Annotated in this window: 20 protein-coding genes; 13 read left to right on the top strand and 7 right to left on the bottom strand. The window is 61.5% G+C overall.

Translation table 11 applies throughout. The features are described from left to right. Positions 1–14 precede the first annotated feature (14 nt). Both fliS and VV088_RS13585 read left to right on the top strand, forming a co-directional pair. Positions 15–401, top strand: coding sequence for a flagellar export chaperone FliS (gene fliS, locus VV088_RS13590; protein WP_334601246.1), 387 nt, complete (start codon positions 15–17; stop codon positions 399–401). Beyond that, on the top strand, positions 398–793 hold the full coding sequence (locus tag VV088_RS13585) for a hypothetical protein (RefSeq protein ID WP_334601245.1): 396 nt from the start codon (positions 398–400) through the stop codon (positions 791–793). Before fliS ends, VV088_RS13585 begins: the two co-directional genes overlap by 4 nt. A 46-nt stretch (positions 794–839) precedes the next feature. Here the strand turns inward: VV088_RS13585 and VV088_RS13580 are convergent, their stop codons facing one another. Then, positions 840–1,799 (bottom strand): C39 family peptidase, encoded by a 960-nt coding sequence (locus VV088_RS13580; RefSeq protein WP_334601244.1) that lies wholly within the window; start codon positions 1,797–1,799, stop codon positions 840–842. A gap of 128 nt (positions 1,800–1,927) precedes the next feature. Here VV088_RS13580 and VV088_RS13575 point away from each other — a divergent pair, with 128 nt between their 5' ends. The 8 genes from VV088_RS13575 (at position 1,928) to VV088_RS13540 (ending at position 11,752) form a co-directional block, all read left to right on the top strand. Beyond that, the gene (locus VV088_RS13575) at positions 1,928–2,629 is read left to right on the top strand and encodes a cell division ATP-binding protein FtsE (RefSeq protein WP_334601243.1); all 702 of its coding nucleotides are present in this window, start codon (positions 1,928–1,930) and stop codon (positions 2,627–2,629) included. 169 nt (positions 2,630–2,798) lie between these two features. Further along, a complete protein-coding gene (locus VV088_RS13570) occupies positions 2,799–4,604 on the top strand; it encodes a methyl-accepting chemotaxis protein (protein WP_334601242.1) in 1,806 nt (601 codons plus the stop codon). A 93-nt stretch (positions 4,605–4,697) separates the two neighbouring features. After that, positions 4,698–6,740, top strand: coding sequence for a cell division protein FtsA (locus tag VV088_RS13565; RefSeq protein ID WP_334601241.1), 2,043 nt, complete (start codon positions 4,698–4,700; stop codon positions 6,738–6,740). 14 nt (positions 6,741–6,754) lie between these two features. Further along, positions 6,755–7,687, top strand: coding sequence for a hypothetical protein (locus VV088_RS13560; protein WP_334601240.1), 933 nt, complete (start codon positions 6,755–6,757; stop codon positions 7,685–7,687). A 96-nt stretch (positions 7,688–7,783) separates the two neighbouring features. Beyond that, entirely contained in the window at positions 7,784–7,954 is a 171-nt protein-coding gene (locus VV088_RS13555; RefSeq protein WP_334601239.1) for a putative motility protein, read from the top strand. Between the two features lie 106 nt (positions 7,955–8,060). Then, the gene (locus VV088_RS13550; RefSeq protein ID WP_334601238.1) at positions 8,061–8,813 is read left to right on the top strand and encodes a GNAT family N-acetyltransferase; all 753 of its coding nucleotides are present in this window, start codon (positions 8,061–8,063) and stop codon (positions 8,811–8,813) included. Positions 8,814–8,918: 105 nt separating this feature from the next. Further along, complete coding sequence (locus VV088_RS13545) at positions 8,919–11,492, top strand: heavy metal translocating P-type ATPase (protein ID WP_334601237.1); 2,574 nt, start codon at positions 8,919–8,921, stop codon at positions 11,490–11,492. Beyond that, entirely contained in the window at positions 11,489–11,752 is a 264-nt protein-coding gene (locus VV088_RS13540; RefSeq protein WP_334601236.1) for a metal-sensing transcriptional repressor, read from the top strand. The genes VV088_RS13545 and VV088_RS13540 overlap by 4 nt, the downstream gene beginning before the upstream one ends. A gap of 25 nt (positions 11,753–11,777) precedes the next feature. Here VV088_RS13540 and VV088_RS13535 read toward each other — a convergent pair whose 3' ends face one another. Together VV088_RS13535 and VV088_RS13530 are read right to left on the bottom strand one after the other, a co-directional pair. Further along, positions 11,778–12,020: a helix-turn-helix domain-containing protein gene (locus tag VV088_RS13535; protein WP_334601235.1), complete on the bottom strand. Its 243-nt coding sequence runs from the start codon at positions 12,018–12,020 to the stop codon at positions 11,778–11,780. A gap of 14 nt (positions 12,021–12,034) precedes the next feature. After that, on the bottom strand, positions 12,035–12,292 hold the full coding sequence (locus VV088_RS13530; RefSeq protein WP_334601234.1) for a helix-turn-helix domain-containing protein: 258 nt from the start codon (positions 12,290–12,292) through the stop codon (positions 12,035–12,037). Between the two features lie 172 nt (positions 12,293–12,464). Here VV088_RS13530 and VV088_RS13525 point away from each other — a divergent pair, with 172 nt between their 5' ends. The 3 genes from VV088_RS13525 to VV088_RS13515 are packed head-to-tail and all read left to right on the top strand — an operon-like array spanning position 12,465 to position 13,439. Then, on the top strand, positions 12,465–12,671 hold the full coding sequence (locus tag VV088_RS13525; RefSeq protein WP_334601233.1) for a hypothetical protein: 207 nt from the start codon (positions 12,465–12,467) through the stop codon (positions 12,669–12,671). Positions 12,672–12,714: 43 nt separating this feature from the next. Next, complete coding sequence (locus VV088_RS13520) at positions 12,715–13,068, top strand: sulfite exporter TauE/SafE family protein (RefSeq protein WP_334601232.1); 354 nt, start codon at positions 12,715–12,717, stop codon at positions 13,066–13,068. Next, positions 13,065–13,439 carry a sulfite exporter TauE/SafE family protein gene (locus VV088_RS13515; protein ID WP_334601231.1) on the top strand — a complete coding sequence of 125 codons (375 nt, stop codon included), beginning with the start codon at positions 13,065–13,067 and terminating at the stop codon, positions 13,437–13,439. The genes VV088_RS13520 and VV088_RS13515 overlap by 4 nt, the downstream gene beginning before the upstream one ends. Here VV088_RS13515 and VV088_RS13510 read toward each other — a convergent pair. From VV088_RS13510 to trhA, 4 genes are all read right to left on the bottom strand, one after another. After that, positions 13,411–14,817, bottom strand: a complete 1,407-nt coding sequence (locus VV088_RS13510; protein ID WP_334601230.1) for a serpin family protein — start codon at positions 14,815–14,817, stop codon at positions 13,411–13,413. The genes VV088_RS13515 and VV088_RS13510 overlap by 29 nt on opposite strands. A gap of 121 nt (positions 14,818–14,938) precedes the next feature. Then, entirely contained in the window at positions 14,939–15,361 is a 423-nt protein-coding gene (locus VV088_RS13505) for a CD1247 N-terminal domain-containing protein (RefSeq protein WP_334601229.1), read from the bottom strand. A gap of 30 nt (positions 15,362–15,391) precedes the next feature. After that, the gene (efp, locus tag VV088_RS13500; protein WP_334602070.1) at positions 15,392–15,955 is read right to left on the bottom strand and encodes an elongation factor P; all 564 of its coding nucleotides are present in this window, start codon (positions 15,953–15,955) and stop codon (positions 15,392–15,394) included. 181 nt (positions 15,956–16,136) lie between these two features. Further along, positions 16,137–16,865, bottom strand: a complete 729-nt coding sequence (gene trhA / locus VV088_RS13495) for a PAQR family membrane homeostasis protein TrhA (protein WP_334601228.1) — start codon at positions 16,863–16,865, stop codon at positions 16,137–16,139. Between the last annotated feature and the right edge of the window lie 231 nt (positions 16,866–17,096).

Raw genomic sequence — 17,096 nt, 5'->3', positions numbered from 1 at the left:
AAGGACGATCCTGCATGGACGCAAGAGGATATCAGAATTACAAGCAGCAATCCATCAACTCTATGACCTCCGGGGAACTGCTTTTGCTGCTCTACGATGAGCTGGTCAAACGGAGCACGCTGGCCTCCATCGCGCTGGATAAGCAGGACTGGCCGGTGTTTGAGACCGCGCTGGACCGCTGCACCGATATCGTCAACTACCTGGACGAGACGCTGGACCACCAGTACCCTATCAGCCAGGATCTGGCCCGGATGTACGACTACTTCACCTATGAGCTGGGCCGCATCAAGGTGGGCCGGAACAAGTCCGAGCTGGAGCGCCTGCGCCCCATGCTGGCCGAGATGCGGGATGCGTTCCGCGCTGCGGAGAAGAACAGCGGCGCGCAGGAGAAGCAGGCATGACGAAGCGCGATTGGCTGGACCTGGCAGTGCTGGCACGAAAGCAGTACAACTGCCTGTCTGAGGTCTGGGACCTGAGCCAGCAGCTGGGGGAGGCGATGGACCGCAACGACAGCGTATCCGTCCGGATGCTGATCGGGATGCGGCAGGAGCCTCTGCAGAAGCTGCAGGAGCTGCAGCAGGCCGTAGGACTGCGGAAAGAGAGCCTGTCCCCGGAGGGACGGGAGCGGGTGACTGCGCTGGATCAGGGGGCCGCCCCCCAGGGGGAGGAGGAGACCACCTACTTCAATCAGACGGGCAGCGCCCGCCGGCTGCTGGAGCGGATCATACAGCTGGACGAGCGGCTGAACCGCCGTATGGGCGGAAAAGACTCTTTTTACGTACAGGAGAAATAAAGAGATCCCCCCTGCGTCGCAGGGGGGATACTTTCATGAGGGAAACTCAGAAGATGGCCCAGAGGGGGCCTCCGCTGCTGCGGTTGGGAGAAAGCTCCTCCAGGATCAGGTCCAGATCCCAGGTGGTCAGGCTGCGCTCTGGGCTGGCCGGATCGGCCACCAGAATGCTTCCATCCAAGGTGATGCCCCGCAGGACGATGAAGTGGCCCCCGTTGGTAAAGTGGCCGGGTCCCACCAGGGCCACCAGCAGCTGGCCGGTATTTAAGGCGTGGATGATGACGTCCTCCTCGGTCTCCTCCGGCAGGAAGGAGGTGCAGGTCAGGCCGTAGTCCTCAGCCACGCCGGGGACGATGGACCAGTAGGAGCCGTGCTTTTTGGCCCAATAGCCCTGGTCCACGCAGTGCCGGGCCATTTCGGCTGGATCGGTCACAGCGCCGGTGAGGGTGGACACTACCATAGCCATGGCCGCCGGCCCGCAGCCGTAGCGGCCGATGGTGTCGGTGCCATAGGGCGTCTCCGCCCAGGCGCTGTCGGTCTGGTCGTAGTAGACCAGGTCATAGGCCCCGCCGGTAAGGTACGCCTGGCCGTCTCGGATCACCTGGGAGGTGATGGAGTAGTCGGCCTGGACCCTGGGGGGCGGAGCCGCCACCGCATCGTCCACCAGCTGAATCTCCTCCAGAAGTTCCAGTCCGTCTGGCTCATCCGGCTCGGGGGGCTGGGCCAGGGAGGCCAGGTACTCGTCCAGCCGCCGGAGGCCCGCCTTAACCTGGGCGACGCCGCTGTCCACCGCCTGGTCAGTCCGCTGGCACAGGGCGTTCCAGGTCAGGTCCCCCGTCTCCCCCGCCCAGGCAATAACGGCCCGGACCGGAGCGGTGATGGATGCGTAGACGTCGGGCGCTCGGAAGGCGCAGACGAACAGCTCCACCGCCCCCACGCAGGCCAAAGCCAGCAGGAGGGCCAGGAGGATATATCGCTTCCAGCTTCCGCGTCGCTCATAATTTTTCACAGCTGCCCCCTAAAAATCGAAAATAGCTCTTTTCAATTGCCTCGAAAAAGATTATACTACAAGAAGCGATTTTTTTGAACTATAAATTTATGGCGCGCCGTCATAACTGCCAAGGAGCCGTATGAGAAATGCCAGAAATACACATGGAAAAAGTGTCGAAAATCTATAAAACTGAGGATAAACGCAAGCATTACGCGGTGCGTGATCTGGACTTCACGGTTCAGCAGGGAGATTTTGTTTTCCTGATCGGCAGCAGCGGGGCGGGAAAGACCACCATGCTGAAACTGATTGGAGGGGAGATCGCCCCGGACGAGGGTTCTGTGTTTGTGGACAACGCCAATATTGCCCGCTTTTTCGGTCCCTGGCGAGTGCGGCTGACCCGGACCTTTGGGATTGTCAGCCAACAGAGCATCCTGATCCGCAAGCGCACCATTATGGAGAACCTGATGGTGGCTGCCCGGGCCAGCGGCATGCAGCGCAAGAGCAAGGCGGCGGCGGAGAAGGCGCTGGGACTGGTGGGCCTGCCTAAGGTGGGGGAGTGCTTCCCGGCCCAGCTGTCTATTGGGGAGGCGCGCCGGGTGGAACTGGCCCGGGCGCTGATCAGCAGTCCGCCAGTGCTGCTGCTGGACGAGCTCACCGCCAACCTGGACGATGACACCATTTGGGATATCATGCACCTGCTCAACGAGCTGAACAGCCGGGGTACCACCATCATCATGGCTACCCACGCCAGCCAGTACGTCAACATCATGCGCCGCCGGGTGGTCACCCTGGTGGACGGAAAACTGGCGGGGGACGTTCAGCACGGAAAGTATGGAGATATTGTCTGAAAAAGGAGGGGAGTTATGGCTTTTTTGACCGTTTTCTTCCAAAACAGGGAAACACAAGGAAAAACACAAAATTCTTGACTTTTCCTTGCGTCCCAAGAAAAAGTGGTGTATAATGAACCCAAGATATCCACACCGCGCGTCCGCGGGAACAAAATGGGAGGAATACAGCATGAACTTTAAAAACATGTCCATTAAAAAGAGCCTGATTGTAGGCTTCGGCACAACCATCCTGGTTTCCGTTGCCATCATCGTTGCCTCGCTGATTATGATGAATTCCCAGAAAAAAGCATACAGCGACATCCTGGAGCACTATGTAGAGACCAACACGCTGGTGGCCGACTGCCGGATTGACTACAACATCGCCGCCCGTGGCCTGCGGGACGTGGCCCTGTCCGGCAATGTGGACGGACTCACCACCGTCAATTCCAAGCTGGCCGAGCTGGATGACGTGATGGCGCAGATGCAGGCCGCCTATCCCAAGGACCTGAGCAGCCGCAGCCAGCTTGATGCGTTTGTCAATACGCTGAATACCTGGAAGGAGGAGGCCAAGACCATTGCCGAGGTGGTCAAGACCGACCGGAACCGCGCGGCCACGATGATTGTCGATGAGTGCACCCCCGCGCTGAACACCGCTGCCGATGCAGGTACAGCTCTGGCGGAGTTCCTGAAAGGGGAGCAGGACAAGATTATTGCGCAGCAGAACCTGACCTCTAACATCGGCCTGGGTGTGATCATCGGTGTGATGGTGATTGCCACCTTTGTCGTACTTATGATGGCCACCAAAATCATCCGGAGCATTGTGGAGCCCAGCAATCAGGTTCGCAGCGCGCTGGTGGGCTTCAGCCAGGGCAATCTGGCCGTTCCTGTGGACTACACTGGCAAGAACGAGCTGGGCGAGATGTGCGACGCCCTGCGTACCAGCCAGCACGTTCTGGGAGAGGTCATCAGCGATACCAGCCACCTTCTGGAGGAGATGGGCGCAGGCAACTTCAATGTGCGCACCAAGGACGAGAAGCTGTATGTGGGTTCTCTGAACAAGATTCTGACCTCTGTGCAGGTAATCAACCGCAGCATGAGCGACGACCTGACCCAAATCAGCCAGAGTTCCGACCAGGTGGCCGCCGGCTCCGACCAGGTGTCCAACAGCGCCCAGGCCTTGGCGCAGGGCGCTACCGAGCAGGCCAGCGCCGTGCAGGAGCTGTCCGCTACCATCGCCGATATCTCTGAGAACGCCAAGAAGACCGCCGCCTCCGCCGAGCAGGCAGGCCAGTCCGTCCGGGACGCCGGCAGCCAGATCACAACCAGCGTGGAGTATGTGAAGCAGCTGAATGTGGCCATGGACAACATCTCCAGCTCCTCTCAGGAGATCGGAAAGATCATCGCTACCATTGAGAACATCGCCTTCCAGACCAACATCCTGGCTCTGAACGCCGCCGTCGAGGCCGCCCGTGCGGGTTCCGCCGGCAAGGGCTTTGCCGTGGTCGCCGACGAGGTGCGGAACCTGGCCACCAAGTCCGACGAGGCTGCCAAGGCCACCAAGGACCTGATCGATGGGTCGATGACCGCTGTCCGCGAGGGCACCGAGGCGGTGAGCAAGGTCACCACCTCTCTGGAGCAGACCAATGAGCTGGCCAGCGGTGTGGTCGGCATGATGGAGGTCGTGGTGGAGGCCGTGGAGAGCCAGACCCAGGCCATCATGCAGGTCACCGAGGGGATTGATCAGATCTCCGCCGTGGTTCAGACCAACTCCGCCACCAGCGAGGAGTCCGCCGCTGCCAGCGAGGAGCTGTCCAGCCAGGCGTCCCTGATGAAGGAACTGCTGTCCCGGTTCAAGCTGCGCCAGGATTTTAACAGCTATAGCTCCAAGCCTCAGCCCGCTTACAGCGCCCCTGCTTCCTCCAGCTGGAACGACAGCGACGATGACGCAGGTTATGCCGGCGGCGATGCCAATCCTTTCTCCAGCATCAAGTATTAAGCAGGCGCTGCGGCGCGTCCTGCAGTAAAGGGATATGGCGCCCCGACAAACGGGGCGCCATATTCGTAATCAAGGACCATGGGAGGTAGCCGGATGACGAAACGAAAGCCGCAGGACAGCGGCCTGATCTTTGCGCTGGATATTGGGACCCGCAGCATCATCGGCGTAGCGGGCCGGGTGGTGGACGACCGCCTGCAGGTGCTGGCCATTGAGAAGGAGGAGCATGGCAAGCGGGCCATGCTGGACGGCCAGATCGAGGACATTGCGCAGGTGGCTAAGGTGGCCCGCCGGGTGACCGACCGCATGGAGGAAAAGCTGGACTGCACCCTGCAGCGGGTCTGCGTGGCCGCCGCCGGGCGGGCTTTGCGTACCGAACAGGGCAGCTACGCCCTGGAATTTCCCGAAGTCACCCGTATCACCAACGACGCCATCGGCCGTCTGGAGAGCGGGGCGGTGGCCGCGGCAGAGGCCAAGCTGGGCCAGGTTCAGGAGGGGGAGCGGCGGTTCTATCTGGTGGGCTACACCGTAGCCGGGTACCACCTGGACCACTATCCCATGTCCACCCTGCGGGGCCATAACGGAAAGGTGCTGGAGGCCACCGTGGTGGCCACGTTCCTCCCCCGCGAGGTGGTGGAGAGCCTCTATTCTGTGATGGAGGCCTCCGGTTTGGAGGTGGCCAGCCTGACGTTGGAGCCTATCGCCGCCCTCAATGCGGCCATCCCAGCCGACCTCCGGCTGCTGAATTTGGTGCTGGCCGACATCGGAGCAGGCACCTCGGACATCGCGGTCTGCCGGGACGGCGCTGTGGTGGGCTATACCATGGCCACCATCGCCGGCGATGAGATCACTGAGGAGCTGATGCGCCGGTTTTTGATCCCCTTTGCCACTGCAGAGCGGATGAAGACCATGATGGACGAGGAGACGGTGACCTACCGGGATGTGTTGGGACTGGAGCAGTCCATTTCCGGCTCGCTGGTGCGGGAGACCGTGCAGCAGTCCGCCCAGGCCCTGGCCCAGGAGATCGCACAGCGGGTGACGGCCCTGAACGGCGGCGCTCCCTCCGCCTTGTTTTTGGCGGGGGGCGGCAGCAAGCTGGAGGGCATCCTGGAGCTGGTGGCGGAGGCTCTGGAAATGGATGAGAGCCGGGTGGCCCTGGCGGGCAACAACTATGAGATCAGCGCCTTTTCCGACCGCTATGAGCTCAACGATCCGGAGCTGGCCACTCCCCTGGGCATCGCGGTCTCCGCAGGACTGGGTCTGATCAGCGACAGCTACCGGATCATGCTCAACGGTACGCCTGCGAAGCTTTTCCGAAGCGGCTCGCTGACCGTACTGGAGCTGCTGATGATGAATGGCTACAGCTCGGTCGATCTGCTGGGCCGGACCGGAAAAAACCTGAGCGTCACCGTGGATGGCCAGCGGATGCTGTTCCGGGGAGAACCGGCGGTCCCCTGCGTTTTGAAGCTGAACGGAACGGAAGCTGCACCCTCTGCGGTGGTCTATGCGGGGGACAACATCGAATTTACCCCGGCTGTGTCCGGGACAGCCGCCCGGCGGACGCTGAAGGACCTGCTGGGGGCGGATTTTACCGGCGGTGTTACCGTCAACGGACGGCTGGCCGATCTGGACACTCTTCTGAACACCGGCGACCAGATCGTCACCTCCACTCGGCCGGTCCGGCCGCCGCAGGCGTCTGAGCCGCCCAGGCCAGCGGCCCCCAGAATGGAGCCGCCTCCGTCGAGCGTCCCCAGGGCTGTGCCGCCTCAGGTCTTCGCGCCGGAGCCGGAGGAGACCGTCCTGGAGTGGGAGTCTCCCAGAGCGGAAGCTCCCCCACCGCCGCCCCCTGCGGTGGAGCGCCCCGCGCCTCCGGCCCCCAGCCCCTGGAAGCCGCCGGCGGACCCGGTCCAGCGCCCGTCTGTCCCTTTGCTTCAGGTGGTGCTCAACGGAAAAGCGCTGCTTTTGCCGCGCAAGCCGGATGGAGTCCCTTACTATGTGATGGACCTGCTGGAGCATTCCGGGATTGATTTTGAACACCTGGACCGTGGTGTGGAGCTGCAGGTAAACGGTCGGGAGTGCGCCTTCAGTCAGGAGCTGCGCGCTCAGGATGACGTGGTCATCCGGTATCTGGAAACATAATGGAGTGATCTGCCATGAAAAAAGCAAAAAAAGTCAAGGCCGCCCCGGTGGAAAATGGGGAGACCGGCGGCAAGAAGAAAAAGGGCGGCAAAAAGAAGCTGCTGCTCATCCCCATCGCACTGGTGCTGGTGGCCGCCATTGCGGCGGCGGCGGTATTATTCGTTCTGCCCAAGTTTGGGATCAACCTGCTGGGCGGCGGGGACGATGAGGGGCCGCAGCTGGAGGAGCCTCTGCCCAAGAAGGGCGTGGAGGCTTATACCGTAGGCGAGGATACCGTCCCCTCTCTGGACACCATTCTGGAGGAAGGGGAAGGGGAGCTGATCGCCCTTCGCAGTCCCGGCAAGCCCAGCGGGGATGAGTCCAGCGATGTGAACAGCCGGTACACCTATATTTACGAGCTGAACGGCTGTGCCGCTATCATGGACCGGTATCTTGACATTCTGATGGGCAGCGAGCAGGGCTTTGTCATCACCGATGACACCTACCTGGTTCAGGAGGAGCGCCCGGAGCTTCAGGACGCCGAGGGCGTGCTGGTCCTGGTGCGGGCCTCGGCGGAGGAGGGCCATTTGTTCCAGCTGGCCATCGGCTGGTCCCAGGCCAGCGCCAACCTGGCGGTCCGGGTCTCCGCGCCGGAGGGAAAGATCTCTTACCCGGAGAAGGAACCCAGCGCCTCCAGTGTGACGGAGCCCTCCAGCGTGAGCATGCAGATGGAGCAGATTCGGAGCATGTCGCCCGCCCATCTGGGGCTGTCCGGAGACTCCATGGATGATTACACCATCTTCCCCATTGACGGTTTCGTGAAGGTGGACGGCCTGGACTGCCGGCGCTTCAACGTCTACAGCAAGCATGATCCGGGTTCCATTGCGGCCACCTATTTCTTCAGCGTGGACCAGCAGCACATCTACATGTTGAATCCCACCGACAACTCGGTGAGCACCATAAAGTGACCGCCGAATCCGGCTGGGACCACTTAAGAAAGCCGCCCATTCTGCCGATATTTTGAATGGAGCGACACCTATCTGATTGGAAGGGAGTGGACGTGTATGGTAGAAGATGTGATGGGCATGCAGATGGCTCAGCTGCAGACCAACTACAGCTACGGTCTGATGAAGCGGGCTATGGACGACACCGAAAGCCAGGCGATATCGTTGATCAACGACATGGTGGCTGCCGTGCCGGCCCCCGCCCAGTATAGCTTTGACGTGTGGGCATAAGTACATCGGATCGTTCCAACTGACAGAAAGCGGCGCGAGAGAATTCCTTGCGCCGCTTTTTTGCGCCCCTGGAAGGAGACCGGGGGATGATGGAGAGGAGAGTCATATGAACGAGCTTGCTGCCCTGTTTGAGGGCTGGAACACCCCCGTGGTGCGGGCCTGCCTTCAGGGGACCATGGGCCGGGTGGACGTCTGGAGCGGGCGGAGTGCCCTGGCCTCCATCGGGGACTTCTGCTTTTTGGGCGGGAAGCCAGTCCCTGAGCTGGTGGCGCAGACGGACGCGCCCATTCTGGTCCCCTGCGGCGAGGGCTGGCCGGAGCAGATCGAGGCGGTTCTGGGGGAGCAGGCTGTTGCCTTCACCCGGTATGCCACCCGGCACACGCCAGAACACTTTGACCGCCGCAGGCTATTCTCCTTTACGTCCGCTCTGCCCCAAGGATTTTTCATGAAGCTTATTGACAAGGAGATGTACTTCACACTAATGGAGCAGGAGTGGGCCTGGGACCTGTGCGGCTGCTTTGCGGATGCGGATGATTTTCTGGCACGGGGATTGGGCGTTGCCGTCACTATGGGCGGAGACCTGCCAGTGTCAGGAGCGGCCTCCTATGCCGTCTGCGATGGGGCGATCGAGATTGAGATCGACACCCGCCCGGACTTCCGCCGGCAGGGGTTGGCGGCCGCCTGCGGGGCGCGGCTGATCCTGGAGTGCCTGAAGCAGGGGATTTATCCCGGCTGGGACGCCCACGACAGCCGGTCGCTGGCGTTGGCGGCGAAGCTGGGCTATCAGCTGGACCGGCCCTATCGAGCCTACTGGGTGGAGGGAAAGGTGCGGCGCCGGTGGCCGGCGGGAATAAATTGAGGAAGAATGTCCAAACTGCCACTTGACAAAGCGGAGCCGCGGGGCTATGATATAGATACCCCACCCAGGGGGGGTGATGCTAAACTTGAAAGTCAGGTGAATCAAATGGCAAAGGAAAAGTTCAACATTACTGGCATGACCTGCTCCGCCTGCTCCGCTCATGTGGAGAAAGCGGTGCGCGGGCTGGAGGGGGTCCGGACCGCCGACGTCAGCCTCATGACCAACTCTATGGTGGCGGAGTACGACGAAGGAGTCCTATCCCCGGAGGATATTATCGCCGCAGTAATACAGTCCGGATACGGGGCGTTCCTGCCCCAAAAGGCGGGCGCGCGGACCCAGTCCGCTCCGCAGGAGGATACGATGGGCCAGGAACTGGCTGGGATGAAGCGGCGGCTGATCTGGTCCTTCGTGTTCCTGATTCCGCTGTTCTATATCTCCATGGGCCACATGATGGGCGCGCCCCTTCCTGCCTTCCTGCTGGGACACGGGAACGCGGTGGCCTTTGGCCTGACCCAGCTGCTGCTCACACTGCCCATCATGTATATCAACGACAAGTATTACAAGGTGGGCTTCAAAACCCTTTGGAATCGTGCCCCCAACATGGATTCCTTGATTGCGGTGGGTTCCGCCGCCGCGGTCATCTACGGCGTGTTCGCCATCTACCAGATGGGGTACGGCCTGGGCCATGGCGACATGGACCTGGTGGCCAAATACCACATGGACCTGTATTTTGAGTCCGCCGGCATGATCCTTACCCTCATCACACTGGGCAAATTTCTGGAGACCCGGTCCAAGGGCAAGACCGGCGAGGCCATCAGCCGCCTGATGGACTTGGCCCCCAAGACAGCCACCGTCCTGCGGGAGGGCGCCGAGGTGGAGATCCCCGTGGAGGAGGTTCAGGTGGGGGACCGGGTGGTGGTCCGGCCCGGCCAGTCCATCCCGGTGGACGGCGTCATTGTGGAGGGCCAGTCCGCCGTGGACGAATCCGCCCTCACCGGCGAATCTCTCCCTGTGGACAAGGGGCCGGGGGACAAGGTGGCCGCCGCCTCCATCAACAAGTCGGGCTTCTTCACCTTTGAGGCCAGCCGGGTGGGGGAGGACACCACTCTGGCCCAGATGATCCGTCTGGTGGAGGAGGCCAGCGCCTCCAAGGCCCCCATCGCCAAGCTGGCCGACAAGGTTTCCGGCATCTTCGTGCCAGTGGTCATGGGCATCGCCCTCATCGCTGCCCTGGCTTGGCTGGTCACCGGACACACCGCTACCCAGGCCCTCACCGCCGGGGTGGCCGTGCTGGTCATCTCCTGCCCCTGCGCCCTGGGCTTGGCTACCCCCGTGGCCATCATGGTGGGCACCGGCAAGGGAGCTGAAAACGGCATTCTGATCAAATCCGCCGAGGCCCTGGAGACCCTCCACACCATCGACACGGTGGTGCTGGACAAGACGGGCACCCTCACCCAGGGCAAGCCGGTGGTCACCGATATCATCCCCGCTCCCGGCAACGATGAGGACGGCCTGCTCTGCACCGCTTTCTGCCTGGAGGGTCCCTCTGAGCACCCCTTAGCCACCGCCATTGTGGAGGAGGCCGAGCGGCGTGGTGTTCCGGTCACATCGGTGGGCGGTTTTACGGCGGTCCACGGGCGGGGCGTCCGGGCCTCCATTGGCAGCAATATCTGCTTCGGCGGCAACCGGGCCATGGTGGAGGAGACGGGCATTGATCCCGGTCCTCTGGCGGTTAAGGCGGACGAACTGGCCGCCCAGGGGAAGACCCCCCTCTACTTTGGGGACGAAACAGAGCAAAAACTACTGGGCGTCATCGCCGTAGCCGACACCCCCAAGCCCTCCAGCAAAGACGCTGTAGCCGCCTTCCGGGAGCTGGGGCTGGAGGTGGTCATGCTTACCGGCGACAACCGGCGCACCGCCGAGGCCATCGGCAAGGAACTGGGGGTAACCCAGGTCATGGCCGAGGTACTGCCCCAGGACAAGGAGCGGAAGATCGCCTCCCTCCAGGCCGAGGGCAAAAAGGTGGCCATGGTGGGGGACGGCATCAACGACGCCCCCGCCCTGGCCCGGGCCGAGGTGGGCCTGGCCATCGGGGCGGGCACCGACGTGGCCATTGAGAGCGCCGACATTGTGCTGATGAAGTCCGACCTGCTGGATGTGGCCGCCGCCGTGGAGCTGTCCCGAGCCACCATCCGGAACATCAAACAAAATCTGTTCTGGGCCTTTTTCTACAACTCCCTGGGCATTCCCCTGGCCGCCGGGGTGTTCTACTACGCCCTCCACTGGCAGCTCAACCCCATGTTTGCCGCCGCCGCCATGAGCCTCAGCTCGGTGACCGTGGTGACCAACGCCCTGCGCCTGCGCTTTTTCAAGAGCAAATTCCGGTCTGACACTCCGGCAGCCCCCGCCTGCGGCGGGACCTGTCCCCTGGAGTTGAAGGATAAACCAAATCAAGGAGGAAACAAAACCATGAATAAGACCATGAAAATTGAGGGTATGATGTGCGCCCACTGCACCGGACGGGTGGAGAAGGCCCTGTCCGCCATCGACGGCGTGTCCGCCGTGGAGATGAGTCTGGAGGGTAAGTCCGCCACCCTGACCCTGTCCAAGGACGTGGACAATCAGGTGCTCACCGACGCTGTCACCGAAGCGGGCTACGAGGTGGTGTCCGTCCAGTGAAGGCCGACCACGCTCAGGTCAACCGCCTGCTGAAAACCGCCCGGGGCCAGATCGACGGCATCCTCAAAATGGTGGAGGAGGACCGCTACTGCCTGGACATCTCCAGCCAGCTTATGGCCGCCCAGTCCATCCTGAAAAAGGCCAACCGCATGGTCCTCCGGGGCCATATGGACTGCTGCGTCCGGGAGGCGGTGGCCTCCGGCGACCCCGGCCCCAAGCTGGAAGAGCTGGCCGCCTTGCTGGATAAGCTGGCCGAATAAAAAAGCCGCCCGGTAGGGCGGTTTTTTATTTGATTTCCTGTTCCAGGTTTCGAAATAGGGGGTCATCAAAAAAATCTGCTATCGTTATGTCTAAGCCGTCGCAAATTTTTTTGATGGTGGACGTTGTGGTGCTTTTGTTTCGGCCGTTGACAATGTTGTTTAGTGTGGATTGGGTCATACCACAGACGGTAGAAAGCTTGTTGACGGTCAGGCCGTGTTCGCCGCAGAGGTTGAGGATGCGCTGTATGATTGCTTCTTTCAATGTCATGGTAATACCATCTGCTACCCATCAGGGTTGCTATACTCCAGCAGGTCCTCGACTTTGCAGTTCAGAACATAGCAGACCTTTGCGATAAAATCCAGATCAACTCGCTCAACATGATTCTGATAATACCGGTCGATGACCTCATATTTGACTCCAGTGAGGGTTCTCAGGCGATTTCTGGTGATCCCGCGACTGTTCAGCACTTCGGCCAGCTTGACCTTGACGCTTCCGTATTCATCGATCCGGTAACTGATGATACTTCTTACATCCTCCATCGCCATCCCTCCTCTCAGCTGTATTTTACCATTGGATTCCCCTATTGACATTTACCATATTAAAGGATATCCTTATATAGGGTAAATTAAGCGGTCGAAAGGAGCAGCTATGAGCAGGGATAATGATAAGGTAAATCATGTACCAAAGCGTCCGCGTGTGGTGGACACAAAAGTGAAATGGAGGGTTGAGGACGAGCTGATCAATGCTGTGATCACGGCGGCGGTGTGGTCAACCGAGAGGAAACCGGGGACCTGGCAGAAAATGATCGAAGCGGTCCATCGGGGTGCTGCCGGGACGAAGGAGGGCACCGTCAATGCGTTTTTCTTTCGGGCCATGGTGAACCGTCTGTTGGAGGAGTTCGACGCTTTAAATACATAAACCGCCCCCTTTCAGGCACACTAACCTGAAAGGGGGCGGTTTTTTGCGGGAAAAGTGGAGGTACGCCATCGCCGGAGGGCTGGCGGGGCTTGCCAACGGCCTGTTTGGCGGGGGCGGCGGATCGGTGTTTGTCCCGCTGCTGACCCGGTACTGTAAGCTGGACCAGCGGAAGGCCTTCGCCACGTCGGTGGCGGTGATCCTGCCCCTGTGTGTGCTGTCGGTGGCAGTCTACTTCCTCCGGGGCGGGCTGGATGTAATGGCCGCCCTGCCCTACCTCATCGGCGGCGCGGCGGGGGGCTGGGCCGGTGGGAAGTGGTTCAAGGGGGTAAAAATGCCCTGGCTCAAGCGGGCCTTCGGCCTGCTGCTGATTTACGGAGGGGTGAGGAGCTTTTTATGACAGACTGGATTTTGCCGCTGGCGGTGGGGGCGGCGACGGGGGTGCTGTCCGGTTTTGGCGTGGGGGGCGGGACTCTGCTGCTGGTCTACATGACCGCCTTCGCCGGGGTGGAGCAGCGGCTGGCCCAGGGGATCAACCTGCTGTACTTTCTTCCCGCCGGGCTGCTGGCCCTGCCCGCCCACGTGAAAAACGGCTACATCGAAACACCGGTGCTCCTCCCAGCCATTGGAGCGGGACTGGCCTGCGCCGCCCTGGCCGCCTGGGCGGCCACCGCCATGGAGGTGGAGCTGCTGCGGAAGCTGTTCGGCGCCTTTCTCATTGTGGTGGGACTGATGGAGCTGTTTACGAAACCTGATTCACGATCCCGATGAACAGGGGCACATCCTGGGTGCGGATGAGGAAGAGGAAGGGCCGGTCCAGGTCCATGACGCAGACCTCGGTGGGCTGGGGCGGCAAAGCGGTACATTCGACCGTCAGTATGGTGACGGCGGCGGCCTCCACCCCCTCCTCGTCCACCTTCACCCGGGCCAGCTGCTTGGCCTCGGAGAGGAAGGCGTCCAGGTCGGTGAGGGCGGACAGGTCGGCTCTGTTGTAGTCGGGCAGGTCGGTGATGCCCAGGCGTTTCAGGGCGTCCATCAGGTCCAGGTCGGAGTTGACGTCAAACTTGGGCACCGACCACTGCACCTCGCCCCAGCTGGCCGCGTCCCCGTAGAACTCCAGGCGGGCGAGGAAATCCTCCTCCTGGAGCAGGGCCTCGGGAGCCACCCCCTCGTCGGGCAGGACAAAGACCATCTCCCCCAAGTGGGTGGCCAGCCGGGCGGCCTGATAGCCCTCCCGGCGGATAAAATTGGCGTCCTCGGTCTTGTGCATGAAGTCCACCCGGACCTCATTCCCGGCGGCATCGGTGAAGATGTCCTCCTCCGTTTGGTCCGCATGGAACTCGTCCTGCCAGGCGGCCTTGTAGTACAGAGAGGACACCAGCAGGGCCAGAACATCGGGCTGTGTTTCCACCACGGGCGCGTCCGAGCCAATCAGGCCGTTGGTCTGCCGGTCCACCCAGTTGGTGACCACCTGGTCGGCAGTATCCGTCCCCATTGGGACGGAGTAGGTCCCGGCATAGTAGTTCTGGGCCAGAAGATCCAGCGTCTCCTGCACATAGTTTCCCTGCAAGTTGCTGTTGAGCCAGATGGAGTTGGCCAAAATCAGGGCGCTCTGACCGTCGTCGGTGTACAGAGTCCGCCAGAGGTGCTCTGACTGCTCCTGGAGGGCCTCCACGCTGTCCGCGCCCATGGCGTTCAGCACCTGTTGGCGGCTGTTTCCGTTGGCGCACTGGGCCAGCATCGCCAGGGCGGACCACAGGGACAGGGGGGAGTAGACGGCGTTTTTCCCCTCCTGACCGGCCAGGACCTGGGGGACGCTTTTTGCGGCGAAGGCGTTGAGGGCGGCGTGCTCTGCCTCGGTGATGTGGGGATCGTCCCCGCGCAGGGCGGCCAGGGCGTCGGTGTACTTGTGATAGGCGTCCATATAGGCTTCCCAGGCCCCCTCGGGGCCCTCCTCCGGCAGGACGGGCTGCTGGGGGAATTCGGGGTACACCGGCTCGGACAGAGCCATGAGCGAGGGATTCCAGCGGCCGGGTGCGCTTTGAGCGCCTCCGCTGTTCTCCGGAGCCTGCTCCGCGGTACAGACGGGAGCGGCGCAGCCGGTCAGCCCCAGCAGGGCGGCCAGGGCAAGGGACAGGATTCGTTTCATAACGAGGTCTCCTTTCTGCTTTGGCTTCTAAGAATATAGACGCAGTTTGGTTGGAAAAGGTTCCCGATTCTGCGCAAAAAAAGGGCGGCCCTCAGGCCGCCCGGAAAGGCAGATACCGCGGTCAGTCCTCGGGGATGTCGTCCTCCTCGAACTCCTCCCCCTCCTGGTCGTCGGTGAGCTCCATGGCGTAGCGGGTGCCGCAGGAGGGGCACTCCACCTCGCCGTCCGCCAGGGACGCGTCGTCCACCAGGATGTCGGCGCCGCAGGTGGGGCACTCCACCTCGAACCAGTCGTCGTCGTAGTCCTCGGACTCCTCGTCCTCGTCGAAGACCACCTCTTCCACGTCGGCCAGGTCGTCAGACAGCACGTCGATCTCCTCGCCCAGGTTGAGGGCGTTCTCCTCCAGGTCCTCTACGGACATGGCCAGCTCTTCCAGAATGCCGATCATCACCGAAATGAGCTTACCCTCCTTGGACTTGGTGGTATCCAGGTCCAGCCCCTCGGCCAGGCCCTTCAGATAGGCGACTTTTTCGGAAATAGTCATAGTTGTTTCCCTTTCTGAGGCAGCGCCTCGTTACGCCTTGCAGCGTTCCAGATACTCGCCGGTGCGGGTGTCGATCTTGATCTTGTCGCCGGGGTTGATGAACAGGGGGACCTTGATCTCGGTGCCGGTCTCCAGGGTGGCGGGCTTGGTCACGTTGGTGGCGGTGTCGCCCTTGAAGCCGGGATCGGTTTCAGTGACCTCCAGCTCCACAAAGTTGGGGGGCTCCACGCCGAAGACGCTGCCCTTGTAGGACATGATCTTGCAGGTCATGTTCTCCTTGACAAAGCGGAAGCTGTCCCCCAGCAGGTCCTTGCCGATGGGGATCATGTCGAAGGACTCGGGGTCCATGAAGTAGTACAGGTCGCCGTCGTTGTAGCTGTACTCCATGTCCTTGCGCTCCACGAAGGCCTGCTCGAACTTGGCGGTGGGGTTGAAGGAGGTCTCGGTCACGCCGCCGGTGATGACGTTTTTCATCTTGGTGCGGACAAAGGCCGCGCCCTTACCGGGCTTGACGTGCTGGAACTCGACCACCTGCATGACCTTGCCGTCCATCTCAAAGGTCACGCCGTTGCGGAAATCGCTGGCGGAAATCATTGCCATAGGAATCATCCTCCATTATATAAACTATTCAGTATGCTTAGCTGATTTATTTTACCCTATTTTTTCGTCCTTGGCAAGGGGTTCCGGAAGAATTGCAGGAATTCTGGTGGAAAATTTTGCGGCCAGACAGCAACAGGGGGTCCGTGCGGTGCACGGACCCCTGATTTGGAAGCGGTCACAGCCACAGCACCACCCGATACATCATCACAAAGTGGGCGGCGCTGCCCAGGAGGATGAACAGGTGGAAGATCTCGTGGCAGCCGAAGCGGGGGTTATCCCGGCCGGGCCACTTGACGGCGTAGAGCACGCCGCCCACGGTGTACAGCAGCCCTCCGGCCAACAGCCAGACGAAGCCCTCCGCCGGCAGGGCGCGGTAGATGGGCACAATGGCGAAGATCGCCAGCCAGCCCATGAACAGGTAGATGGCGCTGGTGAGCCAGCGGGGGATGGACAGCTTGGCGATGGTGAGCGCCGTCCCGGCCAGGGCCAGGGTCCACACGGCGATGACCAGCGGAATCCCCCCGGCGTTTCGCAGCACGGTGAGGCACAGCGGGGTATAGCTGCCGGCGATGAGCAGATAGATGGAGCAGTGGTCATACTTCCGCAGGGCCAGCCGTCCGGGGACGGAGAGGTTGAGGCAGTGGTACAGGGTGCTGGCGGTGTACAGGCAGACCATGGACAGGCCGTAGACGGCGAACAGCCCGAACAGCAGCCACTTGCCCAGGGCGGCGGACTGGATCAGCAGGACGGCGGTACCCAAAAGGGCCAGCGCCGCGCCCGCACCGTGGGTGATGGCTGACCAGGGCCGCAGGCCGTCGTAGGGGTCACGGACCTCCGCCCAGCGGCGGGGACGGACGTTGACGGCGGGGATGGCCGGGTTGACAGTTAACGTATTGGTGCGCATAGGACACACTCCTTTCCAGAGGAGACGGGCTTGGATACTTCTTCTGTATATAAGTATATCCCAATGCGCAGAGAATATCAATATGAAATATCACCAAATATAATTTCAAGAATTAGATTATATCATAAAAAGAGCCTGCGTCCCCTTGCCGCCTCAGCCAGTGCGGCCCCCCCTCCTTCGTCTTCTTGGCCCCTTGTTCATCGCGGCTATCACTTGATTCCATTCCCTGGG

This window comes from Lawsonibacter sp. JLR.KK007 (genome assembly GCF_036941135.1).
Lineage (GTDB): Bacteria > Bacillota > Clostridia > Oscillospirales > Oscillospiraceae > Lawsonibacter.
Note: the sequence above shows the minus strand (reverse complement) of the source record. Positions and strands in the feature narration are given on the sequence as shown.

Coding starts and splice junctions, on each gene's coding strand:
- fliS (WP_334601246.1), top strand. CDS start 15: ATGGACGCAAGAGGATATCAGAATTACAAGCAGCAATCCATCAACTCT.
- VV088_RS13585 (WP_334601245.1), top strand. CDS start 398: ATGACGAAGCGCGATTGGCTGGACCTGGCAGTGCTGGCACGAAAGCAG.
- VV088_RS13575 (WP_334601243.1), top strand. CDS start 1,928: ATGCCAGAAATACACATGGAAAAAGTGTCGAAAATCTATAAAACTGAG.
- VV088_RS13570 (WP_334601242.1), top strand. CDS start 2,799: ATGAACTTTAAAAACATGTCCATTAAAAAGAGCCTGATTGTAGGCTTC.
- VV088_RS13565 (WP_334601241.1), top strand. CDS start 4,698: ATGACGAAACGAAAGCCGCAGGACAGCGGCCTGATCTTTGCGCTGGAT.
- VV088_RS13560 (WP_334601240.1), top strand. CDS start 6,755: ATGAAAAAAGCAAAAAAAGTCAAGGCCGCCCCGGTGGAAAATGGGGAG.
- VV088_RS13555 (WP_334601239.1), top strand. CDS start 7,784: ATGGTAGAAGATGTGATGGGCATGCAGATGGCTCAGCTGCAGACCAAC.
- VV088_RS13550 (WP_334601238.1), top strand. CDS start 8,061: ATGAACGAGCTTGCTGCCCTGTTTGAGGGCTGGAACACCCCCGTGGTG.
- VV088_RS13545 (WP_334601237.1), top strand. CDS start 8,919: ATGGCAAAGGAAAAGTTCAACATTACTGGCATGACCTGCTCCGCCTGC.
- VV088_RS13535 (WP_334601235.1), bottom strand. CDS start 12,020: ATGACATTGAAAGAAGCAATCATACAGCGCATCCTCAACCTCTGCGGC.
- VV088_RS13530 (WP_334601234.1), bottom strand. CDS start 12,292: ATGGAGGATGTAAGAAGTATCATCAGTTACCGGATCGATGAATACGGA.
- VV088_RS13515 (WP_334601231.1), top strand. CDS start 13,065: ATGACAGACTGGATTTTGCCGCTGGCGGTGGGGGCGGCGACGGGGGTG.
- VV088_RS13510 (WP_334601230.1), bottom strand. CDS start 14,817: ATGAAACGAATCCTGTCCCTTGCCCTGGCCGCCCTGCTGGGGCTGACC.
- VV088_RS13505 (WP_334601229.1), bottom strand. CDS start 15,361: ATGACTATTTCCGAAAAAGTCGCCTATCTGAAGGGCCTGGCCGAGGGG.
- efp (WP_334602070.1), bottom strand. CDS start 15,955: ATGATTTCCGCCAGCGATTTCCGCAACGGCGTGACCTTTGAGATGGAC.
- trhA (WP_334601228.1), bottom strand. CDS start 16,865: ATGCGCACCAATACGTTAACTGTCAACCCGGCCATCCCCGCCGTCAAC.